Below are 22038 nucleotides of genomic sequence, written 5' to 3' on the forward strand. Positions count from 1 at the left end.
AGGGATAGCAGAAAAACGCCTGGCGCGGCAATTTGACCTCCGGCTTGGTGAACATTCGGCGACAGTCTTGCCGATCCATCGCCCTCAGACAACGCGTTCCTTTTTCAGATCGGTGCGTGCGAGGATCTCGCGCACGGCGTCGACGACCGGCTTCACCTCCAGACGCCAGACACAGCAAGCCTTGCTGGGGTCGGACCGGCGACACAAATCCCTGGCCACGCAATCGCAGGGCATTGACGGCCGAAGCGCGATGCTGGGCACGCCGACAGGTCCCCAGCGCGACGGATGAGTCAGGCCGAAAAGGCCGACAACCGGGGTACCCGCGGCAGCGGCCATGTGCATCGGACCGCTTTCGTTGCCGAGAAACAGCCGGGCCTGTTCCAGGACCGCCAGCAGGCTCTCGAGCGAAAGCGCTCCGACCAGGTCGACCACCGGCGTCGCGGTCCCGGAAACGATCCGCGCGGCGGTTTCACGTTCGCCTGGCCCTCCCACCAGGACGACGCCCAGTCCGGTTTCGGCCGCAAGCTGGTCAATCGCCTCGGCAAACCGTTCCGGCTGCCATTGCCGGCCCTTGAAACTCGCGCCCGCATGGACGGCGACGAAGGCGTTCGGGTGGATATCGTGCGTGCCCAGAAGCGCCAGGGCTTTCGCGGCCTCGAATGTCGACGGCTGGATGCTCGGTACCGTCACGCGCAAATCGATGCCGAGCGCTTCAAGTGGGGAGAGATAGCGATAGACAAAATGCTGGCCGCCAAACCCGTATGGTTTGGCAAACACATTGGCGGGCTGCCGCTCCAGCAGCTTCAGCGGCCTCTCGGGAGGATTGTAGCCGACACGCTTCCTGGCATTGACGAACCCGCTGACGACCCGAGAGGTCTTGGAATCGGTCACATCGATCGTCAGGTCGAAGCGGAAGCGGCGCAGCGCCCGCACCACGGCATAGACCTCTTTTCCACGCTCCAGCGGGTTGCCTCGCATGCGGGCCCGCCTGAACGTAACCACCTCGGAAGCGATGCCATGCGCAACCACGAAGCTCTCGAAGTGGGCTTCGCAGAGGAATACAATCCTGGCGTCGGGAAATTCGAGCCGCAAGTTCCTGGCGAGCGTCGAGGCGAGGACGATATCGCCTATGAACTTCGTTTGAATAATCAGAATCGAGCGGAACGGAGCGGGTGATATCTGCAACGTCTGTTTCCGGAGACAATTGGCGGTCATCCGCAAATTGGTCGCAAACAATGTCGAGATTACGCTCATGTCGCCAGCACGTTCGCGTGAGTTTTCATACAAAACCGTAAGCTTCGTACCGGTCTAGCCGCGTCCTGCCTTTGCCGCGTGCACCGCGGCCTGCGCCGCCGCCAGCCTGGCGATCGGCACGCGATAGGGTGAGCAGGAGACGTAGTCGAGCCCGACATCCTCGCAGAAGCGGATCGACGAGGGATCACCACCATGTTCGCCGCAGATGCCAAGCTTGATGCTAGGCCGCGTCGCCCTGCCCTTTTGCGCCGCCATGCGCACCAATTCGCCGACACCGTCGATATCGAGGGAGACGAACGGATCCTGCTCGATGATGCCCTTCTGGCGGTAGGTTTCCAGGAAGGAGGCCGCGTCGTCGCGCGAGATGCCGAAGGTGGTCTGGGTGAGGTCGTTGGTGCCGAAGGAGAAGAACTCGGCCGACTCCGCGATGACATGGGCACGGATCGCCGCGCGGGGGAGCTCAATCATCGTTCCAGTGAGGTAATCGATCTTGACGCCGCTCTCGTCCATGACGCTCTTGGCGACCGCATCGATGCGCGCCTTCACATAATCGAGTTCCTTCACCAGGCCGACCAGCGGCACCATGATCTCGGGAACAACCAGCGCGCCGGCTTTCTTGCCGGCCTCGACGGCCGCCTCGAAAATGGCGCGCGCCTGCATCTCGGCGATCTCCGGGTAAGACACGGCGAGCCGACAGCCGCGATGGCCGAGCATCGGGTTGAATTCGTGCAGCGCCTCGGTGCGCTGTCTGAGCTTGTCGGGCGACACGTTCATGGCGGCCGCGACTTCGGCGACTTCCGCTTCCGTTTTGGGCAGGAATTCGTGCAGTGGCGGATCGAGCAGGCGGATCGTCACCGGCAGGCCGGCCATGATTTCGAACAGTTCCAAGAAATCCGAGCGCTGCATGGGCAGAAGCTTGGCCAGCGCAGCGCGCCGGTCCTTCTCGGTGTCGGCCAGGATCATCTCGCGCATGGCGACGATGCGGGCGCCGTCGAAGAACATGTGCTCGGTGCGGCAAAGACCGATGCCTTCGGCGCCGAAAGAGCGCGCCATGCGCGCATCGAGCGGCGTTTCGGCATTGGTGCGCACCTTCATGCGGCGCACCGCGTCCGCCCACTCCATGATCGCGGCGAAATCGCCTGACAATTCCGGCTGCAGCATCGCCACGGCGCCCTTGAGCACCTGGCCGTTGCCGCCATCGATGGTGATGATGTCGCCCTTGCGGAAGGTTTGTCCCATCGAGAGCAGCGTGCCGGCCCTGTAGTCGACACGCAGCGAGCCGGCGCCCGACACACAAGGCTTGCCCATGCCGCGCGCAACGACGGCGGCGTGGCTGGTCATGCCGCCGCGCGTGGTCAGGATGCCTTCGGCCGCATGCATGCCATGGATATCTTCCGGACTGGTCTCTATGCGCACCAGGATCGCCTTGCGTCCTTGCGTCTTCAGGTCCTCGGCATCGCCGGAGGAAAAGACGATCTCGCCGGTGGCGGCTCCCGGCGACGCCGGCAGGCCGACGCCGATGACGTCGCGCGCGGCTCTTGGGTCGATGGTCGGGTGCAGCAACTGGTCGAGCGAAGCCGGATCGATGCGAACGACCGCCTCTTCTTTGGTGATCAGCCCGTCCCTGGCCATCTCGACGGCGATCCTGAGTGCGGCCTTGGCGGTGCGCTTGCCGGACCTTGTCTGCAGCATCCACAATTTGCCGCGCTCAATTGTGAATTCGAGGTCCTGCATGTCGCGGTAGTGCTTTTCCAGGCTGTCGGAGATGGTGACGAAGGACTGGAAGGCGTCCGGCATCAGCTTCTGCAGTGACGGCTTGTCGGAACCCGCCGCGATGCGCGCCGCCTCGGTGATGTTCTGCGGCGTGCGGATGCCGGCAACGACATCCTCGCCCTGCGCGTTGACCAGGAACTCGCCATAGAGCTGCTTTTCGCCGGTCGACGGGTTGCGGGTGAAGGCAACGCCGGTGGCCGAGGTCTCGCCCATATTGCCGAACACCATGGCCTGGACATTGACCGCCGTGCCCCAGCTTTCGGGAATATCGTGCAGGCGCCGGTAGGTGATGGCGCGGTTGTTCATCCAGCTCGAAAACACCGCGCCGATCGCGCCCCAGAGCTGCTCGTGCGGATCCTGCGGGAACGGCTTGCCCAGCTCTTCCTCGACCTTGGCCTTGTAGAGCGCGATGACGCCCTGCCATTCGATGGCCGTCAGCTCGGTGTCGAGCTCATGGCCGAGGCTGGCTTTCTGGTCTTCCAGGATTTCCTCGAACACCTCGTGATCGAGACCCATGACGACATCGGAATACATCTGGATGAAACGGCGGTAGCTGTCATAGGCAAAGCGCGCATCGCCGGAATCGGAGGCCAGCGCCTCGACCGTCTCGTCGTTCAATCCGAGATTGAGCACGGTGTCCATCATGCCGGGCATCGACGCCCGGGCGCCGGAACGCACCGAAACCAGGAGCAGCTTCGACGGGTCGCCGAACCGGCGGCCAGTCAGCCGGCCGATATGGTCGAGCGCGACGGTGACGTCGGCTTCCAATCCCGCCGGGTAGGTACGGCCATCGGCATAGTAGGCATTGCAGACCTCGGTGGTGATCGTGAAGCCCGGCGGCACCGGCAGGCCCAGGCTGCACATCTCGGCCAGATTGGCGCCCTTGCCGCCCAACAGATTCCTGTCGCCGGCACGGCCTTCCGCCGCACCATCGCCAAAGGTGAAAACCCATTTGGTCATGCTTTGCTCTCCGGTTGCAGGAGATTGGAAAGATTGGCGAAACGGAAAGCTCCGCCCGTGTCCGACTTCGAGCGATATGATGCTGCAGTGCGAAACGCAAGCGCCGGGCAAGTCGTCGGGTCGCTACAATCGATTAAGAAAAAGCCATCGCCCGGGATGCGTCAAAAAGACTTGCCACCTGATGGTTCCATGTCTAGAACATAAAGGGAACAAAGAGGTGCCTCATGAAACAGCCTGGAAAACTGGACTATCTTGAAATGCCGGCGACCGGCGGCACGCTGGACCGGATGAAAGGCTTCTACAGTGCCGCCTTTGGCTGGTCGTTCACCGACTATGGAGCGACCTATTCGGCCTTTGCGGAGGGGCTGGACGGAGGTTTTCAGGCCGATGTGGAAGAAGCGCCGGCCAAGCCGCTGCCTGTGCTTTACAGTGAGAATCTGGAAGAAACCCTTCGCGCCGTCGAAAGCGCCGGCGGAACGATTGTCAAGCCGATATTCCCATTCCCCGGTGGCCGACGCTTCCACTTTGTCGACCCAGCCGGCAACGAGTTGGCTGTGTGGTCCCTATGATCCGTTGCGGATCATCTGGCGGCAATCGCGCTGCTGGTCAGCCGGGTGCCTTCGCGGTCGCTCATAGGCATTGTGCTTTTCGGCTGCTCTGCTAATAACGCGCCGCACAGCGACTCTGACGGCTTATTGGGGCGTCGCCAAGTGGTAAGGCATCGGTTTTTGGTACCGACATTCCCAGGTTCGAATCCTGGCGCCCCAGCCAAATTGGATGCTCTGCCGACGAGACGGCCCCCGAGGCTTGCTGCGAAGACAGCGCCGTTGTCGTTTTGGCAAGTAAATCAAACGATTGTCGAAAAACAGCGCGAACCTCGCCGTCTGCCATGTGCAGTTCGACAGCAGCAGATTCAGAACCCGTTTCTTTTCACCTGGAGCCTGCCGGGCGAGCAGTTGGCGGGCGTTGCGCGCAACTCCAGCAACCGCACGCCATCCTCCATGTATGATTCCTCGGCCTCGCCATGCCGCTCGATCTCACGGAGTAGGCGCGTCTGCTCGACCCGCCATTGCGCTGACATTCGATCGTAGAAGGCACTGTCGATGCGTCCGTCGAGCTTATCCAGGTACATTGCCTGAAGCCGATCCTCGAGGCGCCTGTATTCCTTTTGGCACCGCAGGATCGCCTCTTCCTGCTCCTTCCGCTCATCGGCGTGGCTGGCTTTGAGCGCGTCACGGACCCAATCCAGCACCTCCTCATCGAAATGAAGTTTGTCCAGCAAGCCGCCAAAGGTCTCTTCGAGGACCTCCTCGCGGTCGTACTTGCGGCGGCACTCGCCATAGCCGCCGCGGCCTTTGTCGCTGTGGCCGGTGCAGTGGTAGTAGACGTATTTGCCCTTCTTGATCTCGGCCACTACCGCGCAGCCGCATCGGGCACAGGTCATCAGACCGCTGAAGGCAAACTCATGGCCATAAGAGTGGATAGGCGTCGCGTGACGGCCGGTCAGCACGCCTTGGACCCGCTCCCACAGCTCGATCGATACAAGAGGCTCGTGTTTGTCATGGTGCAGCTTCCCGTTCCATTGAAACAATCCGGTGTTGAGACGATTCGTAGAATCGAGTGCACCGTGCTCACGGGAACCGGATGCCCACTCTTCGGATATACAAGGCCTTCAGCGTGGGCTGCCTTCGTGATTGCCTTCAGAGAATATCCTCCGGTTGAGTAGCGCTCGAACAGCCTCGTGATCATCGGCGCCACTTCAGCGTCCGGTTCAATGACCTTCTTGCCGTCGCTCCGTGTGACGTTGAGATAGCCCAGCGGTGCCTTGGTAGGCCAGATCCCCTGCTCCGCCTTCTCCATCAGTACCTTGCGGGCTTCCTCAGAGAGATTGTCAATGTAGTTCTTTGCCATCAGCACCTTGATGCCGTGCATGAACTTTTCCGAAGAGCGCGAGTCCTGTGAGAGGATTACGCCTTCCTTAGCGAGGTGGATTTCGACGTCGAGATCGTCCAGCGTCACCCAATCTTTCAAATTGCGATACAGGCGGTCGGTCTTCTCAACCAGAACGACCCGCACGCCGGGGTGCTTTCGAAGATATTTGACCATCTCATTGAAGTTGGCCCGCCCGCTGCTTTTCGCGGTTTCAACGTCGATGAATTCCTGAGCGATACCAAACTGCTTCTGAGCCGCATACTCCCTCAGAAGCTTGCACTGAGCAGGGATGGAAAAGCCTTCCTTCTCCTGTTCTTTGGAGGAGACCCGAGCATAGACCAGCGCTTTCACCAAGCCGCTGCGAGTTTCGATCTGCGCAGTCTTCTTGACCATCTTCCCAGCCTCGTCTCCTAACCAGCCACGGCGGAGCGAGGGAAGGGACCTCGCTCAATCCTTATTTTGCCATTCGGCGAGGAGGCGGAAGAACCCGGTGACGTTTTCCACGATCTAGCGCGCATCCTCCCTGGTGAGTTTTCGGCCAGTCGCTGCTCGAACAACTGAGCCGTTCTATCCAGGAAGGTACGATCCACGGCGCGGTCATGGGGAGGCAAGGTCTCCTCAACCGATCGACGGACGTTCCTAGGTCTCTTCATCGTCTGTGCCCGGTTTCAGGCGCTTTGCAGCACCAGGCAAGGATCGCCGATCTCTCTCCAATCTCGAATGGCCGATGTGTACGCTTAAGCCGCCTTTTCCGCGCCGCCGCCTTGGACGGCTAGGCTAATCCCCTACCCTTCCCTTTCCGGGTTCCGTCGGTCTGGGCGCGGACGAAAAACAGTCTCGATCTGCCGACGCAAGGGCAGATTCTTGGCCCAGCCGCAAAACATCATCGAACGCCGAGCGAATCTGCGGCCACGGAAACTCTTCGCCCCCCTCCCGCACCTCGCTCTCAAGAAGCACCGCATTCAATTTGGCCGCTACGCCGGCAAGGGAGGTGGCAGGTGCCGCAGCCAAAGCTTCGAGCAATTCTTCGGCTCGATCAGCTGCCTTCCTTTCCGCCTCTGCCACGGACGAATAGCCAATTCGCCTCTCTGCGGCATCCCAACGTGCTTGATGAGCCGCCAAACGGGCTTCTGCCTCGACGTGAGCGTCATCGGCGTCGGCGCCGAGCACCTCCCGGAGTGCCCCGATGGAATTGATCGTTACGCTCTCGCCACCGGGCAACTGGACGCTCGCGCCCGGGAAGCCGACGGTCTCCACGAGCGTGCGCTCCAAGTGCGCACTCTGATCGCAAAGGCGCTCGCTCAGTTCGTGAGCGTTGTACCATTCCCGCCAAATCGCCAGCGCGGGATCGGAAGCTACATCTGCCGCCGGCGCCTTACCGGCAAAAGCGTTTCTTTCCCATCCTAAGATTGCAATCGCCGTTGCACCAAGTACCCTCCTGCGGGTGACGAAAGACAAAGGCGTGGTATTGTCGGAATCAGCCATGATCCGAGCTCCTAACAGCTTGGTTGTGGTCAGGCCGCACCGAGTGTATCGAGCACCGGTGCGGCCGCTAGCCGCCATTGCTTATGTCACTTTTTGTGACTTTTAACAAGATGAATGTCATGAAAACGGACATACTGCCGCAGCAGATCCGAGCAGCTCGGGCCTTGATTGACTGGACGAGAGAGGACTTGGCAAACGCCTCTGGAGTGACAGTTCGTACGCTCGCCAGAATTGAAAGCTTTCAAACGCTCCCTAGGCCGGCAACACTTCAGGCGATATCTTCTGCGTTGGAAGCGGCGGGGATCGAATTCATTTCACAAAACGGAGGAGGACCCGGCGTCCGCCTTGCCCATCGACTCGATGGTACGTGACATCAGCACTTTCGTCGAAACCGAAAGATCCAGACTTTCGGTTTGCTAGCAGACCGTCATCTCATCGGCAGCTTTCGGCGGTGATCGATAGATTGCTGCCTACGTCGACGGCCCAGCCCGGAGCAGATTTCCATGTCACATGTTGCGCGAGCTACCGACGGCCGAGTTGCGCCCGTTCCGGCCTTGGGAATAGTTGATCTGAGGCGCAATGTTCCCTTGCTTGACGCATTACGATACTTCTCCTCCATTGCGCACGTGCTGCAGGCGAGGCTCCGAGTTGGTCACCAAATATTCCGTTTTCATCAGTTCAACGTTCGAGAACTTGCGGGAGGAGCGTCGAGCAGTCCAGGACACGGTGATCGAGGCGGGCGACTTCCCAGTCCAGATGGAATCCTTCCCTGCATCGGACGATGCTGCTTTCGATCTCATAACCACTCTCCTTGACCAATGCGATTATTGCGTACTGATCATCGGCGGGCGGTACGGAGCGATTGCCGATGATGGCCACAAGGAATATCGATACGCCGTGGAGCGGCAAATCCCGGTTTTAGTTATGCTTCACGGTCAGCGCGGGCAAATACCCTCCGACAAGACCGAGCGTACGGACACCGGTAAACGCCTATTGGAGGAGTTCATCGAAGAAGTCTCGGCGACCAAGACACGCAAAACCTGGGCGAGCGTGGCGGAACCAGCCGGTGCGCATGATGTGGGCGATGCCGAGCGCATCGGCCTTGTCGGTCTTGTTGCGCTGCGCCGACAGCGCGGCGCGCACGTGCTGCGTCTCCAGGCAGATCGCCGGCAGGCCAAGTTTTCTTGAGTTCCGGATGCAGCCAAGACGACAGCGAGCCGGCCTCCTGCCCGACGCGCCGCAGTCGCGCGAGAAACGGCTTCAGCACCGCAAACAGTGCCTCGGGATCGGTCATCACCGCCGCCTCCAGATGAACCGCGCCCTGATCGTCGACGACGCAAACCGCCGTCTCGTCCATCGCCACGTCCAGTCCACAAAAGAATTCCATCGTTCGCCTCCTGCGCTGTTGGACAGACGCAGAATGTGCCGCCGAACTACCGGCCGTCGCCAGCGGCGCCGCGGCAGACACACAGCTTTGCTGTCCCTCCAGGCGCCCTCCCCGATTACGGGCGGCAATCCCTCGGTCGTTCGTAAGCGTCCGGTCCCTGCACCCAGATCGAGTAGTGCATCTGCGCGACATGTCGGGCTCCTTCGTAGCAATGGAGGATCTCCGGTGAATTTGAGACATTTCGAGAACGAAGCGCGACAATCCTGGTGGGTTGTTCACGTCGTGGCGTGGCAGCGCAGCGGTCTGATGCGGACCGCATATTGCCGTCAGCATCGCCTGACGAAGGACACGCTCGACCGCTGGCTGAAGTACTTTGCCGGCAAGGACGCTGCGCGTAAGCTCGCGGAATATCGGGCGGAATTGCGCCGTCAGAAGCGCCTGGAAGCGCAAGCCAAGCGGCGAAAGAAGCGTGCTCGACTGCGCTTTGCGGTGAGCACGGATGTGCGCAACCGTGCTGTCCAGGCGTTCTGGGCGAGCATGTCGAGGCGATGAACTGGAGCGGCATGGGTATTCGCGAATATGCAGCCGCGCCGCATCTTTCGCCGACGAGCCTGCGCATGGCGTGACCCGGCTGGACGACAGCGAGGTCGAAATCGACTGGCGGGCCCATCTTCATCCCTCCGCCCGTCGTTAGCCCTAGTGCTAGCGGAACGCCGCCGGAATCGAGCTTGACAGCACCATCAGACGATGATCCGGCACCACCCCGGCAACCTGCGCGGCGCTTCTTCAGCGACGAGGAAAAGCACGTCATTGCATTGGAGAGCGACCAGCCCGGTGTCAGCGTCTCCGAGGTCGCACGCAAGCACGGGATCGTCACGGGCATGCTGTCCCGCTGGCGTGTGCAGTTCGGTGTCGCGCAGAAGAAGCGCGCGAAGCTGGCGCCTGTCGCACTGCCTGATGGCACGCCAGCAGCACTTTTGCTGCGTGACCTCGTGCAACCGCAGGACGGAATGACAGCGATCGACCGGCCTGACGGCCGGCGTGTCTTCGCACCTGCCGGCAGCGATGGAGACGTCGTTCGTGAAATTCTTGAAAGCGAAGGAACAGGAAGATGATGATCGCTCCCGCCGGCGTGAAGGTGCACCACGCGCTGGGCTACACCGATATGAGTAAAGGTCTCGACGGGCTCGCCATGCTGGTGCAGCAAACGCTGAAGCAGGATCCGTTCTCGGGTCATCTGTTCGCCTTTCGAGGCAAGAAGGCGTCGATGCTGAAGATCCTGTTCTGAGATGGAAACGGACTGTGCCTGTTCACAAAAGCGGCTCGATCGGGGCAGCTTCGCATGGCCGGTGATGGCGGGCTTCGATGGCTCGATCACGCTGACGCCGGCGCAGCTTGCGATGCTGATCGAAGGCATCGACTGGCGCGCTCCCGAGCGTGTTTGGAGGCCTGCCCTGGCCGGCTGAAATCGGCGCGTCGACGGCTACGGAAAAGCCCGGAATCCTTGGACTTTGAGACCATTTGTGATGCGATCGACGCTTTGGCCAGAACCTCTACATCCTCGCTCAGCGTCGACGAGAAAGACATGCTTAATCAATGTCTCTCGCAGTGTAGGATTGGAGCATGGTGAACTACTGCTACAAAAAAGCAGCATGACGCTTACGTTCGGCTCCTGGAAATTCAGCGACGATAGCTGGGCAGATGGACACGGCTAGCGAGTGTGTGGCCGGCCGCGTCCAGGGTCTTGCTGAAGCATTCATTTCGAAAGAACGGGCTCGACTCGAGAAGATCGAGGTGATTTCCAAGGGTCCGACCGGTTCCGGGGAGATGGAGAACCATGAATGCCGGCAAATATCATTTCGGCTTCGCCGTCGACTGGATGCGCGAGGATCTCGGTGCCGACCGCAATGGTGCAAAACTGCCGGTGACAGCGCTCGTCGACAAGTTCTACAAGGATGTACAGGCAATGGGCGCAAGCGCTGGGACACATCCTCGCTGTTCGCGCGCCTGGAAAACTAGGTTTCGACGCGACGCGCTTTTGCGGGTAGGCCATGGAGAAGCAGCGTGGATAATCGTGCCATCGGAATCGTTCTTATTCTTGTGGCTGTGATGTCACTCACTGCGGCTCAGATCGTCATCAAGTCGCGTCTGACCCACCACGGAGTGGTGCCATTCAGTTTCGAGAGTGGCTGGCCGTATCTGCTCGGCCTCCTCGCCGACTGGCGGGTCTGGATAGGCGGCACCTGCTTAGTGGTCTCCAGCCTGCTTTGGTACGCCGCGATTTCCAGAATCCCGCTTTCGCTCGGGTTTCCGTTCGCGGCGTTGTCCTATCCTCTGGTTTTCGCCAGCTCGATCGTCTTCCTGCACGAACGATTTGGCTGGCAGACCCTTGCCGGCAATGGCCTGATTGTCGTCGGCGTGCTGCTGGCGGCGACCCAGACGCCGTAGCTGTCGGTTTTGTGCGCGCTCGGCAGGAGCGTGGGTGCCCCAAAGCGGCTGCGTTCTTTTGGCGACATGCATTATGTGCGCGAAAGCGGCGCCTTCATGAAGTCGCGAGCGTTGTCGCCCGTATTGAACAGCAGGTCGATGACTGACACACCCGGATCGAAGCTGCCGTGTAGTTGCGGATAGGTCGGATAACCGGAATAATCCATCCACTCCACCTGAACATTGGCGGCATCGAACTTGTCGGTCTCGAGATAGGCTCTGGCGGCGGGGCCGCTGAGGTAACGGGTGGCGCCAAGTTCACGGCAGATGCCCAGCAACCGATCGGTCTTAGCCCCGCCGGCGGTGAGTTCGCGCGACAGCACGAACTGCGTATCGAAGCCAAGATGCGACGCCAAGGCGGTAAGGAAGTGCCGATTGAGATCGCTGAGGTGGGTAAAGGTGGCCGCGGCCTTGTAGAGTGATTCGAGTTTCGGACCGAAGGTCTTGTAGTAAGGGGCTCGTGCGTAGGCATTGGTTATCGACTGCCAGTGCTTGTCGAGGAACGGCAGGGGCAGTTGCAAAGCGTCGATGTTCTGGAACGAGCCGTCCGCCTTCGACACCGGTACGGTCAGCCATTTCGGACCATGCTGCGTCTTGATGAGATTGCGGTTATGCCAGTGGCCCTTCTGGGGATATTGCACGTCGTCATACACAACGAAAATATCGACCGAGCCGATGATATCGAAATAGCCTTTCCAGGGAATATAGGCCGATTGCAGGATGGCGATCCGCTTGTCGGAAACGCGCCGCGGATTGCGGACTGCTGTTGACGCGGGCATCCCATGTTCTATCGAAACCATCGGGCATTGGTATATCGCGGCAGAGGGAGCAATCAAGTCACGATCTGTGCTGCGCTCTGACTCGGACCTTCGGGAGCCGCGGTGGGCAAGACCAGTTCAGGGTCGCCTTGCCACCACCAAGCGCGATCCGCCGGCTGGCAGGGTGACGCCCGTCGCCAGTATCAGGCTTTCGAGCCCCATGACCGCCCGCAAGGATGCGTTGGCTGCCGATCCGATGCGCAACTCCCTGCCGGCGTCGAACGGTTGGCCAGCGCTGTTGCGCCGTCGCGACAGGAACATCAGCGGCAACAGAAGCGAGACGAATGAGGTGCTGTAGACGATGTCGAGCCCGGCGCCTTCGATCTTTTTATGCAACTCCCTCATTTCATAGCGCCGGAAATGAAACGAATACTCGTCGAGTTCGCTCCACAGCCATTTGTGCTGAGGCACGGTAATGATCACGCCGCCTCCTGGCTTGACGGCATGTTTCAGATTGGCCAGCACCTCGACATCCTCGTCGATGTGCTCAATCACGTCGAATGCCCCCACCACGTCGAATTCCGCGGCATAGGGCAGTCTTCTCGCGTCCATCTGCGCAAAGCTTGCCGAAGGCACGCGGGCAGCCGCAAAAACCAGGCCGACTGTGAAGATTTCAGTTCCTACAAGGCGAACGTCGGGAAATGCACGCGCGACGCCACTCAGGACGAATCCCGTTCCGCAGCCAATCTCCAGGAACGACCGGAACTGCGGAAAAAACCGCTTCAGCGTCCGAGCGACGATGGCATTGCGGGCCTCGAACCAGAAATTTCCGGCCTCGCGCGTGGCGAGCTCTGAAAAAAAAGTCTCGTGGAATCCCCCGCCTGCTGTTGCAATTTCAGGGGCCCAGGCAGGGAAACCATCCTTGCTCGCAGGGAAAAAACCGCAGTTCGGACAGGCCGCGTCCGTGAATGCATGCTGCAGACTGCAATGCGGGCAAATGATCATGTGTTCAATCTAGTCTCGACACAGAAGCGCATCCGGCCCTTCCCGGAGGCAAAGGCTTTCTTCATGGCGTTTTCCGATTTCGGCTCCGTCACCGTTCCAGGATGGCGACGCCGAACCCATCCCTCCCATAACCATTGCCGTTGTAGAGCAGAAAGCTAGCCTCGGCAGCATGCAGCAGGCTGGCATAGCATACCATCTCGGAATCCCACCCACTGGTGCTCGTGTCGAGCAGTGGCGCGATGTCGCGCTTCCAGTCGATCCCGTCGACAGATGTTGCACGATATACCCGGTAAGTTTCGCCTAAGCGCCTGGCACAATAGAGCATTTCGTAGCCCACGTCAGTCTTTTGGACGACCGGCCGGGCGATGGCGTGCTCGCCCTCATGGAAGGGCACACAGATGTGCTCGTCAGTCATCCAGGTCATGCCATCGAGACTCGTCGCGTGTTTAATGGTGTAGTAGTGGATCGGTGCATTTTTCCCTTCTGGGTCGACCTCCCATCGCAGGCCGGACACATACCACATTCGGAAAGTGCCACCTTCCACGAGCACCCAGGGCGCGCCAGCAAGCAGGGGATCGTAATGGTTCCGGCCGAGCATCGGCGCATCGGATAGACGATCGAAATGAAGGCCTCCGTCGTGCGATTCCGCGACCCCGATAGAGAAGGTGAAAGGCACCGTGCGGGTGAGTGACCAGCCGGTATAATAGAGTAACAAGCGACCTTCGTGATTAACGAGGCAACCGGGCATGGCGCCGGCGTCATCGAATGTCCCCGGCTGGCCAATATCGAGGGACGGTCCATCTGAGCGAGCGATCGGTGTGAGGCCTTCGGCAGTCGCGGTGACCTCGACCCAGCCGCCCCGCGAGCGATTGCTGTCATCGCGACTTGCAAAATGAATACGGTATTTTTCGTTGCCGAGCCTCTGGGCAAAGGGGTTCTGGCAATGCGAGCGCTCCCAAGGAGAGCCGCTCGGCGAGCACAATAGCCCAGCGCGCTTGAAACGCCTTCCCGCCCCGACCGAGTCAACGCCCAAAGCGGAACTGGAATGGGTCGCATTGGGTTTCACTTTGGTCTCCCAGGTAAATCCGGCCTAAACGACGTGAACTCTCTGGGAGCATTGCGATACATCCCCGAGATCATTGCGATACATCCCCGAGATACCGAAATAGATTCCGAGCAGAGTGCGCGAGATGTGCTCGGCAATCGGCATGGTGGCGTGCGAACACATCCATCCGATATGATCTGTCGAGCAGAGCAGGCGGCTGAGTTCCTCCCTTCACACCGCGTCAAATCCTTCTGAGCCGCGAGCTCGGCACTTTTGACCGCTCCGTTGCGCTGCCGAGGTAGACGCCGCCGGGCGCCGCATCTCCCAGAATCAGCGCCCCGGCACCGATCACGCACTTCTCGCCTATACGGATATGATCGCGAAGTGTCGCATTGACACCCACGAAGCAGGCCTCTCCGATCTCGACCCCGCCCGAAACCACAATTTGCGACGCGAGAAAGCAATGGTCGGCAATGCGTGCATGATGCCCGATATGATTGCCGCTCCACAGCGTCACGTTGTTGCCGATGGACGCAAAAGGCTGGATGGTATTGTCCTCAAGAATGAAACAGTTTTCGCCAATTCTGCCGTCATTGAACAGGCTGGCTTTCAAACTGACATAACTGACGAGTTCATATCCCATTGCCTTGACCGCTAGGTATTTCTGGCGGCGAACCTCATTCAATTGGCCGTAACTCAGCGCCACGAACGCCGCGTATGCGTCTGGCGGATAGTCCTGCGCCAAGGCGTCGAAAGGTACGACGGGAAGCCCTGCCAGTCGATCCGCCCTCAGGAATGCTCTGTCTACGGTGAACGCGACGACATCATGCGGCGAATCATGCGTGAAATAGTAGTGGGCAAGTTCAGCGATTTCCCCTGCCCCAAATATGATGATCGGGCGCTTCATATCTTTCGGACCAGGATGGTAAACTCATAGAGACCGTAATCGTGCAGCAGTGCCACCCGCTGCGCGTATTTTGTCTTGCAGATGTCGAAAAGGCGCTTTGGATCCGCATAAAAGAGATCGGCTCTTCTCTTGGCTCGATCAGAATAAGAGGAAAGGCAGTTGAAGGCGAAGCCGCGTCGGCTGGTGGCATGGAGTACATCCAGCGCCGCCTCCAGATATGCCGCCCATTGATCGTCCGGACGGGTAAGCCTGACGTTGAAAACGCCACTCGCAAAGCCGAAATCTGCAACCTGCATAGGCGCTGATCCGACAGTAAACTGCGCGTATGAACGATCGCCAAAAAGACTGACAGCTACTTCGATCATCTCTCCAGCCACATCGCAGCCGTAGTACCGTACGCCGGGGAAGCGATCGGAGAGGAACGGTAGCAAGGCGCCGTAGCCGCATCCCAGGTCGTTGACCGTGAAGTCGCCCGGCAGGTCGATCAACGAAGCCAATTGCCTGAATCGGAGGATCTGACCTTCTTCCGTATTCCAGTCCACACCCTTGGGGCTAGCGCCGTGCGCCTGTACCTTGTCGCCATAGTAGCGGGCAACCTCAAGCAGCATTGCCCCACTTTTGTCAGGTGCCGGCGCGCCAATAGACGTCATAAGCATAACCATCGGTGGATTGTCACACAGAGAATCGTGTCGCGAAGTTTAAATGGACGGTGCCGCGAATGATACCGAAATTGAATTTTGTTTCCCTCTACCAAACAGCCGCTGACGAAGGCGCCGGACGGTCTTACGCTGTTTGGAGGGCCAGACAAGCGCTAATCCAGTCGCCAATCCAGTCGATTGCTTCAGCCTTTGATAACTATATGACCAACGAAGTCGAACAAACCAGCGCCGAATTCGCCGAGCTGACAGCAGGGGTTGTCTCTGCATATCTGAGCAACAATCCAGGGCCTGCCGGAACTGATCGCTTCGATCCATCATTCGATATCCGGCCTCAGAGGGGCTGCTTGCAGCGCCGTTTGTAGACCTGGTGCCGGCAGTCAATCCGAAGAAAGCGGTATTCCCCGATTACATTATCTGCCTGGAGGATGGAAAGAAGTTCAAGTCTCTCAAGCGGCACATCCGTACGGATTATGACCTGACGCCGGATACCTATCGCGCCAAGTGGGGCTTGCCGCGCGATTATCCCATGGTCGGACCAGCGTACGAATACTGAACGGCGCTTTCTATCTGATCAGCTTCTGGTGGTAAGGGCGAGCCACTCGATCTTGACATCCAATTCCCCGGACGGCGCGGCGGCTCACCCCGACCCGCTATTTCGGTAAGCTGCAAGGGTTTCGCCCGAATTGCGCGGCAAGGTGCTGGACGCGGCAGCTGCCGAAGGGATGTCGGTGGTAGGATGATTGGAGAAAACCTTGAGCACCGCGGTGCAGAATTCCGCCCATAATTCTGCGACGACAAATTTAGTCGACAACGCCGGGCGAACCGGGGGACGACTGATTTTCTCGCGCATCGTTGCCTGCCCCACCGACGCCGTGATGGATGTCTCGAATTATCGTATAGGGCCGCCGTTTCGCCTCCGACAGAATATTGGCGATGTAAACACTGAGAACGCCCAGTACGAGCATCGTCATGCCGCCGAAAAACCAGATGGAGACGATCAGCGAGGTAAACCCGGTCACGCCGATCCCTGACACAAGGTATCTCACGATATAAAAAAAGATCAGAAGAAATGAAAGGACGGACACGGACATCCCGAAATACAGAACAATGTATAGAATTCGTGTTGACGTCGTCATCAAATAGCGCACCGCCATTTGAACGCGACGGCTAACCGAATAGGTCGTGGGCGATAGGGAGTGCTTAGCGACAACCTGCGAACCCTGCCGGAAGCCGGTCAACTGAAATAAATGAGCGATGATAAACTCGTGATCCTGATGGCTGACAAGCGCGGTAACGTAGGCGCGCGTCATGAGCCGCGCGATCACCAGATTGCGTGGCAGCTGGAAGTCGCTCAGCGCATCGTTGATTAAGAAGAACAAAGCGCCAGTCCATCTCTCAAAGGCGCCACCACGTCGAGATTGCTGGACCCCATAGACCACATCGAGCTGGCGTTCCGACATCTGGCCGGCAAAGGGCAGCAGCCACTCGGGCTCTTCCTCGAGATCGCAGTCGATGAGAAAGACCCGACCGCCGATAGCATGGGCCAACCCAGTCATCATGGCCTTGTGGTGGCCGAAATTCCGTGACAGATCGATAATGGTCAGGTGTCGATCGACAGCGCTGCGCGCAAGCGCAAGATCCAGACTGTGATCCGGCGAGCCATCATTGACCAGGATGATCTCAAATTCATCGCCGACAAGGTGACGCGCGACGGCAGAGATCCGGTCGCAGAACTCGTCGATGTGAGCCTCGGACATGTAGAGCGTGCTGACGATGGAAAGCTTCATCAAGGAGCGGTGCCTATTATGCCATGTGTCTGTGATCGATGACTTTAAACTCGAAATATTCGTGAAAACATCGCGCCGTCACCCTGCCCTGCTTCGTTTAAGGCTCTCGTTTAATCTCGGAGCGACCCTGGTCGACTCGCCACTGGTGGAAGCGTGACCCTTCGAGTATAGCGCTACTTCGTTCCCACGAAACTGGAGCACCGCCGTTCCTAGCCGAATCGCGGGCCATCCTTCAAACTTGGTTTTGATGATCACCAAATCACTCCCCATCGGTTTCAACCGCCCCCACCTGACTGGTCGCGAGATGCTTTACATCAGTGAGGCCAGAGCGGCCAAGCATTTGTCTGGTGATGGCGAATTTACCAAGCGCTGCAATGCCTGGCTCGAGCAGCATCTGGGGTGCGCCAAGGCATTGTTGACCCATTCGTGCACGGCGGCGCTCGAGATGTCCGCTCTCCTTCTGGACATCACGGCCGGTGATGAGATCATCATGCCGTCATACACGTTCCCGTCGACGGCGAATGCGTTTGTGTTGCGTGGCGCCCAGCCGGTCTTCGTTGACATCCGTGAAGATACCCTCAACATCGACGAGCGGCTGGTCGAGGACGCGATAACCCCGCGAACGCGGGCGATCGTGGTTGTCCACTATGCCGGGGTGGGTTGCGAAATGGACGCCATACTTGATATCGCGCGCCGGCACGGTTTGAAAGTGGTCGAGGATGCCGCCCAAGGTGTGATGGCGCGCTACAAGGGCCGTCCGCTCGGTGGCATTGGCGATCTGGGAGCCCTGAGCTTTCATGAGACCAAAAATCTTATTTCCGGCGAAGGCGGTGCTCTACTGGTCAACGACGGCCGACTTGGCCAACGGGCCGAGATCATCCGTGAAAAAGGCACCGACCGAACGCGCTTTTTCCGCGGCGAGGTGGATAAATACACCTGGCAGGAGGTCGGCTCGTCCTATCTGCCCAGCGACTTGCTGGCTGCCTTTCTCTACGCCCAACTGGAGGATGCGGAATCGATCACCGCCGAGCGGTTGCGCATCTGGAGCCGCTACCATGAGTTGTTGGCGCCGCTCGAGTACACCGGTCAGTTACGCCGACCTGTCATTCCCGCCGAGTGCGAACACAATGCCCATCTCTACTACGTGTTGATGCCTCAGGGAGTGGATCGGCATGGTGTGCTCGCAACTTTCCGGCAAAACGGCATTGCAGCCATTTTCCACTACGTTCCGCTGCACATATCGCCCGCGGGGCGACGCTACTGCCGCATTCACGGCGATCTGCGGGTAACGACACAATCCGCGGAACGTGTCATCAGATTGCCGCTCTGGCATGGCCTCGACATCGCCGCCCAGGAACGTGTGGCAGCGGTTCTGGGCACCATTCACAACTGAGAAATCTGCATGCTTTAAGGGTTTTTGATGCGTCGCCTGAGGATCATGACGGCTGCGGCCCGGCGCGGCCGTCCCATCTTCGCTGCCACAGGCATCAGCGGTGCGATCAATTTCATTTCTCATCCGTCATAATCGGTTTCGCATCGCAGGTCTTTCCAGTGGGGGCTTCGTAGATTCCCGCTGGTTGCACTCGACGAAGTCCCGTGGAGGCGAAACAGCCTGCATGACCTTCAATGCAGACAAAGTTCGTTTGAATTCTGTGCTCGAATAAGCCAAGAACGCAGCTACGAAATCAAGCAACTTGGCGAGTCTAGCGCGCCCAAAGGTGACATTTGCCCTCCAACGCTTCCATTCCGATGAACGATCTCGGCCGGCTGTTCGCAGCGCATCAGCCGGCGGTCGAGGCAGCGGCCTTAGAGACATTGCGCTCGGGCTGGTGGCTCAACGGACCGAGGATGAGGTCTTTCGCCGACCGTTTCGCTGAGTATCTCGGCGTTTCAATCTGCATCCCGGTGGCCAACGGCACGGATGCGCTTGAACTGGCCCTGCGCGCGCTCTCGCATCAGTGCAGACCGGGCGCTGAGATCGTAACCGTCGCCAATGCCGGCGGTTATACGACTACGGCTTGTCGACAAGTCGGCTTGGTACCAGTGTACGCCGATATTGAGGTCAGCAGCCAACTGCTGGCCATCGAATCGGCTGTCGCCGGGTTGAGCGAGCACACCGCCGCGGTAGTGGCGACCCACCTCTACGGCAACACAGTAGACGTGCCAGCCTTGCGATCGGCGATGGATGCGGCCGGCTACAAACATGTGGCGATCATCGAAGACTGCGCGCAGTCGCATGGAGCAAGCATCGGCGCGACTATGGCGGGCGCGCTAGGCGATCTTGCGACCTTTAGCTTTTATCCGACCAAGAATCTCGGCGCGGTAGGGGATGGCGGCGCGGTCGCCACCAACGATCCGACACTCGCCGATACCATCAGGCGGCTACAGCAATATGGTTGGCGCACGAAATACGAGATCAGTCACGCCGGCGGCCGCAATTCGCGCATGGATGAGATCCAGGCGGCGATTTTGGAGACCATGCTGCCGCATCTCGACGCACAAAACGCCGAACGTCAGCAAATCCTTGACCGCTACAGCCTTGTGGAGAATGAACAGGTGCGTTTCATCGCCCGCCGTGACGGTTCAATCGTCCATCTTGCCGTTGCGCTTTGTTCGGATCGCCAAGGCTTCCGCAAGTTCCTTACGGAACGCAACATCGCTTCGGACATCCATTATCCCATCCTTGATACCGACCAGGCGGGCTGGTCCGGCCTGCCGATGCGGGAGTCATCGTCTGGACTGAAAGCGTCACGCGACAGCGTCGCTCGTATCTTGTCACTGCCCTGTTTTCCTGGGATGACGGAGGGCGAGGTCGATCGCGTCTGTTCGGCGATCGTCGATTGGAAAGCCTGATGACCACCCATTCGCTCGTGATCCCGGTCTACCGCAATGCCGAGAATATCCCTAGCCTTGCCGCAGCTCTAGAATGCCTCAACGCAAAACTCGGCGGCGATCTCGAAGTCGTCTTCGTCGTCGACGGGTCTCCGGACCGGTCCGGACAGCTCTTGATCGAGCTTGCGCCTAAAACGCCCTATACTTGCAAGGTGGTGTTCCACAGCCGCAATTTCGGCTCGTTCGCGGCAATCCGCACCGGGATGGAAAAGGCATCGGGAAAATACATCGCAGCGATGGCCGCCGACCTTCAGGAACCACCCGAACTCGCCCTCGAGTTCTTCCGGATTCTGGCCGCCGATCGTGCCGACATTGCGTTCGGCAAGCGCGAGGGCCGCAACGACCCGGCGCTGACGCGGTTCTTGTCGAATGCGTTCTGGAGCACCTACAGGGCTTTTGTGCTGCCTGATATGCCGAAAGGCGGCGTGGACGTCTTTGCCTGCAACCGGGCGGTTCTGGACGCCGTGTTGGCGATCGAAGAACCCAACAGTTCGCTGGTGGCGCAGCTGTTTTGGGTCGGCTTTCGCCGTGAATTCGTTGCCTATGCGCGCAAACCGCGCCTGCACGGCAAAAGCGCGTGGAATTTTTCGCGTCGATTTCGTTACATGATGGACAGCGTACTTTCCTTCTCTGATCTGCCCATCATGCTGGTTCTTTGGCTGGGAGCCATCGGCTGCGCGATAAGTTTGGTCATGGGTGTGGTAACGCTTATTGCGCGCATAACCGGCTATATCAGCCAGGCCGGCTATGCGACACAGATTGTGCTGACCTTGTTCCTCGGGTCCCTTATTCTGACTGTGCAGGGCATTCTCGGTCTCTACATCTGGCGCACGGCGGAAAACACCAAACGGCGGCCACTGCGCATCATCAGCCACATCGTTTCGGGAGGCAGGGGATCATGAGGGGTCGTGCGCTCTTCGGATGCGAGCAATTGTACCTCGTGATAATATCAAGTGAGCAGCCCTCCTTTTTAGGACTCTTGAATGACCTTCTGTTCGATCTGCGGCAGTAGCGACTTCCAAGACAGGAGCGTTCTCTGGCCTGAACTCATCGCGGAATGGAGGCTTTCGCCGGAGGAGGTACGCTATGTGGATTTGCAGCAAGGTCGGACCTGTCTCGGATGCGGCGGGAACCTTCGTTCCATTGCCTTGGGCCGGGCACTGATTTCTATATGGGACGCCGGGCCGGTCCTCGCCGAATTCACTTGCAGCAATCGGGCGGCAAGGCTTTCGTTGCTTGATCTGAACGGGGCCGCCGGCCTCTCTGATACGCTCCGGGGGATGTCAGGATACCGGTCTGCCAGCTACCCGAAAGAGGACATGCAGGCGTTGAGCTTCCCGGAATCTAGCTTCGACGTGGTGGTTCATTCCGACACGCTGGAGCACGTGCCAGATCCGACAGCTGGCCTAAGAGAATGCCTGCGAGTTTTGAAACCGGGTGGCAGCCTCTGTTTTACCGTTCCCATTATCGTCGGACGCATGACCCAGAGACGTGACAACCTCCCGCCCAGTTATCACGGTGATCCAACGCAGACCGGCGAAGACTGGCGAGTTTATACCGAGTACGGCGCCGACGTCTGGTGCGGGGTGATCGAGGCAGGTTTCGAGGGAGTTAGTCTAATCGCGGTCGAGTACCCGGCTGCGATTGCTCTCACCGCTAAACGCTCATCCGGCGTTAGCCGCCGAGCGCCATAAGTTTCTCGCAACG

Annotated in this window: 22 protein-coding genes, 1 tRNA gene and 4 pseudogenes; 15 read left to right on the plus strand and 12 right to left on the minus strand. The window is 59.3% G+C overall.

The annotated features are described in order from the left end of the window. Window positions 1–84: 84 nt before the first annotated feature. Together FJ960_RS26450 and ppdK are read right to left on the minus strand one after the other, a co-directional pair. Window positions 85–1185: a glycosyltransferase family 9 protein gene (locus FJ960_RS26450; protein ID WP_246672966.1), complete on the minus strand. Its 1101-nt coding sequence runs from the start codon at window positions 1183–1185 to the stop codon at window positions 85–87. A 123-nt stretch (window positions 1186–1308) separates the two neighbouring features. Further along, entirely contained in the window at window positions 1309–3987 is a 2679-nt protein-coding gene (gene ppdK, locus FJ960_RS26455; RefSeq protein ID WP_140717969.1) for a pyruvate, phosphate dikinase, read from the minus strand. A gap of 224 nt (window positions 3988–4211) precedes the next feature. Between ppdK and FJ960_RS26460 the strand changes: the two genes are divergently transcribed. Next, window positions 4212–4556, plus strand: coding sequence for a VOC family protein (locus tag FJ960_RS26460; RefSeq protein ID WP_140717971.1), 345 nt, complete (start codon window positions 4212–4214; stop codon window positions 4554–4556). Between the two features lie 127 nt (window positions 4557–4683). After that, window positions 4684–4758 (plus strand) — tRNA-Gln (locus FJ960_RS26465). A gap of 142 nt (window positions 4759–4900) precedes the next feature. Here FJ960_RS26465 and FJ960_RS30035 read toward each other — a convergent pair. The 3 genes from FJ960_RS30035 to FJ960_RS26475 form a co-directional block, all read right to left on the minus strand. Further along, window positions 4901–5497 (minus strand): zinc ribbon domain-containing protein, encoded by a 597-nt coding sequence (locus FJ960_RS30035; RefSeq protein ID WP_246672967.1) that lies wholly within the window; start codon window positions 5495–5497, stop codon window positions 4901–4903. After that, window positions 5491–6312 carry a recombinase family protein gene (locus tag FJ960_RS30040; RefSeq protein ID WP_246672968.1) on the minus strand — a complete coding sequence of 274 codons (822 nt, stop codon included), beginning with the start codon at window positions 6310–6312 and terminating at the stop codon, window positions 5491–5493. Before FJ960_RS30040 ends, FJ960_RS30035 begins: the two co-directional genes overlap by 7 nt. A gap of 384 nt (window positions 6313–6696) precedes the next feature. Beyond that, window positions 6697–7404 (minus strand): hypothetical protein, encoded by a 708-nt coding sequence (locus FJ960_RS26475; protein WP_181174328.1) that lies wholly within the window; start codon window positions 7402–7404, stop codon window positions 6697–6699. A 119-nt stretch (window positions 7405–7523) separates the two neighbouring features. Here FJ960_RS26475 and FJ960_RS26480 point away from each other — a divergent pair, with 119 nt between their 5' ends. Beyond that, window positions 7524–7775, plus strand: a complete 252-nt coding sequence (locus FJ960_RS26480) for a helix-turn-helix transcriptional regulator (protein WP_140717974.1) — start codon at window positions 7524–7526, stop codon at window positions 7773–7775. 208 nt (window positions 7776–7983) lie between these two features. Further along, a pseudogene (locus tag FJ960_RS30045) lies at window positions 7984–8286 on the plus strand (DUF4062 domain-containing protein); the annotation flags it as partial. A gap of 122 nt (window positions 8287–8408) precedes the next feature. On the opposite strand, the pseudogene FJ960_RS30050 reads toward FJ960_RS30045, so the two are convergent. Beyond that, window positions 8409–8791, minus strand: a pseudogene (locus tag FJ960_RS30050) (transposase); the annotation flags it as partial. Between the two features lie 225 nt (window positions 8792–9016). Between FJ960_RS30050 and FJ960_RS30055 the strand changes: the two are divergent. The 6 genes and pseudogenes from FJ960_RS30055 to FJ960_RS26505 all read left to right on the plus strand — a co-directional run bounded on the left by FJ960_RS30055 (window position 9017) and on the right by FJ960_RS26505 (window position 11239). Further along, window positions 9017–9343, plus strand: a complete 327-nt coding sequence (locus FJ960_RS30055; protein WP_246672969.1) for a hypothetical protein — start codon at window positions 9017–9019, stop codon at window positions 9341–9343. A gap of 176 nt (window positions 9344–9519) precedes the next feature. Then, window positions 9520–9906, plus strand: coding sequence for a transposase (locus tag FJ960_RS30060; protein ID WP_246672970.1), 387 nt, complete (start codon window positions 9520–9522; stop codon window positions 9904–9906). Further along, on the plus strand, window positions 9903–10079 hold the full coding sequence (tnpB, locus tag FJ960_RS30305) for an IS66 family insertion sequence element accessory protein TnpB (RefSeq protein ID WP_348642372.1): 177 nt from the start codon (window positions 9903–9905) through the stop codon (window positions 10077–10079). The genes FJ960_RS30060 and tnpB (FJ960_RS30305) overlap by 4 nt, the downstream gene beginning before the upstream one ends. 1 nt (window position 10080) lies before the next feature. Then, window positions 10081–10257 (plus strand): IS66 family insertion sequence element accessory protein TnpB, encoded by a 177-nt coding sequence (tnpB, locus tag FJ960_RS30310; protein WP_181166150.1) that lies wholly within the window; start codon window positions 10081–10083, stop codon window positions 10255–10257. A 253-nt stretch (window positions 10258–10510) separates the two neighbouring features. Next, a pseudogene (locus tag FJ960_RS26500) lies at window positions 10511–10810 on the plus strand (NAD-binding protein); the annotation flags it as partial. Between the two features lie 45 nt (window positions 10811–10855). Beyond that, a complete protein-coding gene (locus FJ960_RS26505; RefSeq protein ID WP_140717978.1) occupies window positions 10856–11239 on the plus strand; it encodes an EamA family transporter in 384 nt (127 codons plus the stop codon). Window positions 11240–11310: 71 nt separating this feature from the next. Here the strand turns inward: FJ960_RS26505 and FJ960_RS26510 are convergent, their stop codons facing one another. From FJ960_RS26510 to FJ960_RS26530, 5 genes are all read right to left on the minus strand, one after another. Next, the gene (locus tag FJ960_RS26510) at window positions 11311–12057 is read right to left on the minus strand and encodes a WbqC family protein (RefSeq protein ID WP_140717980.1); all 747 of its coding nucleotides are present in this window, start codon (window positions 12055–12057) and stop codon (window positions 11311–11313) included. 117 nt (window positions 12058–12174) lie between these two features. Next, entirely contained in the window at window positions 12175–13041 is an 867-nt protein-coding gene (locus tag FJ960_RS26515; protein WP_140717982.1) for a class I SAM-dependent methyltransferase, read from the minus strand. An 88-nt stretch (window positions 13042–13129) separates the two neighbouring features. Continuing rightward, window positions 13130–14107, minus strand: a complete 978-nt coding sequence (locus FJ960_RS26520; protein ID WP_140717984.1) for a hypothetical protein — start codon at window positions 14105–14107, stop codon at window positions 13130–13132. A gap of 220 nt (window positions 14108–14327) precedes the next feature. Continuing rightward, window positions 14328–14993, minus strand: coding sequence for an acetyltransferase (locus FJ960_RS26525; RefSeq protein WP_140717986.1), 666 nt, complete (start codon window positions 14991–14993; stop codon window positions 14328–14330). Further along, a complete protein-coding gene (locus tag FJ960_RS26530) occupies window positions 14990–15601 on the minus strand; it encodes a class I SAM-dependent methyltransferase (RefSeq protein ID WP_140717988.1) in 612 nt (203 codons plus the stop codon). The genes FJ960_RS26525 and FJ960_RS26530 overlap by 4 nt, the downstream gene beginning before the upstream one ends. 251 nt (window positions 15602–15852) lie before the next feature. Here FJ960_RS26530 and FJ960_RS30215 point away from each other — a divergent pair. After that, window positions 15853–16205, plus strand: a pseudogene (locus FJ960_RS30215) (MucR family transcriptional regulator). 247 nt (window positions 16206–16452) lie between these two features. Here FJ960_RS30215 and FJ960_RS26540 read toward each other — a convergent pair. Next, a complete protein-coding gene (locus FJ960_RS26540; protein WP_140717990.1) occupies window positions 16453–17439 on the minus strand; it encodes a glycosyltransferase family 2 protein in 987 nt (328 codons plus the stop codon). Between the two features lie 247 nt (window positions 17440–17686). Here FJ960_RS26540 and rffA point away from each other — a divergent pair, with 247 nt between their 5' ends. The 4 genes from rffA to FJ960_RS26560 all read left to right on the plus strand — a co-directional run bounded on the left by rffA (window position 17687) and on the right by FJ960_RS26560 (window position 22025). Beyond that, a complete protein-coding gene (gene rffA, locus FJ960_RS26545) occupies window positions 17687–18832 on the plus strand; it encodes a dTDP-4-amino-4,6-dideoxygalactose transaminase (protein WP_140717992.1) in 1146 nt (381 codons plus the stop codon). Window positions 18833–19188: 356 nt separating this feature from the next. Further along, window positions 19189–20292, plus strand: coding sequence for a DegT/DnrJ/EryC1/StrS family aminotransferase (locus FJ960_RS26550; protein ID WP_140717994.1), 1104 nt, complete (start codon window positions 19189–19191; stop codon window positions 20290–20292). Further along, complete coding sequence (locus FJ960_RS26555; protein ID WP_210243298.1) at window positions 20280–21233, plus strand: glycosyltransferase family 2 protein; 954 nt, start codon at window positions 20280–20282, stop codon at window positions 21231–21233. Before FJ960_RS26550 ends, FJ960_RS26555 begins: the two co-directional genes overlap by 13 nt. Window positions 21234–21314: 81 nt before the next feature. Continuing rightward, entirely contained in the window at window positions 21315–22025 is a 711-nt protein-coding gene (locus tag FJ960_RS26560; RefSeq protein WP_140717996.1) for a class I SAM-dependent methyltransferase, read from the plus strand. Window positions 22026–22038: the final 13 nt, after the last annotated feature.

Source organism: Mesorhizobium sp. B2-3-11, from assembly GCF_006442215.1.
Taxonomy (GTDB): Bacteria; Pseudomonadota; Alphaproteobacteria; order Rhizobiales; family Rhizobiaceae; genus Mesorhizobium; species Mesorhizobium salmacidum.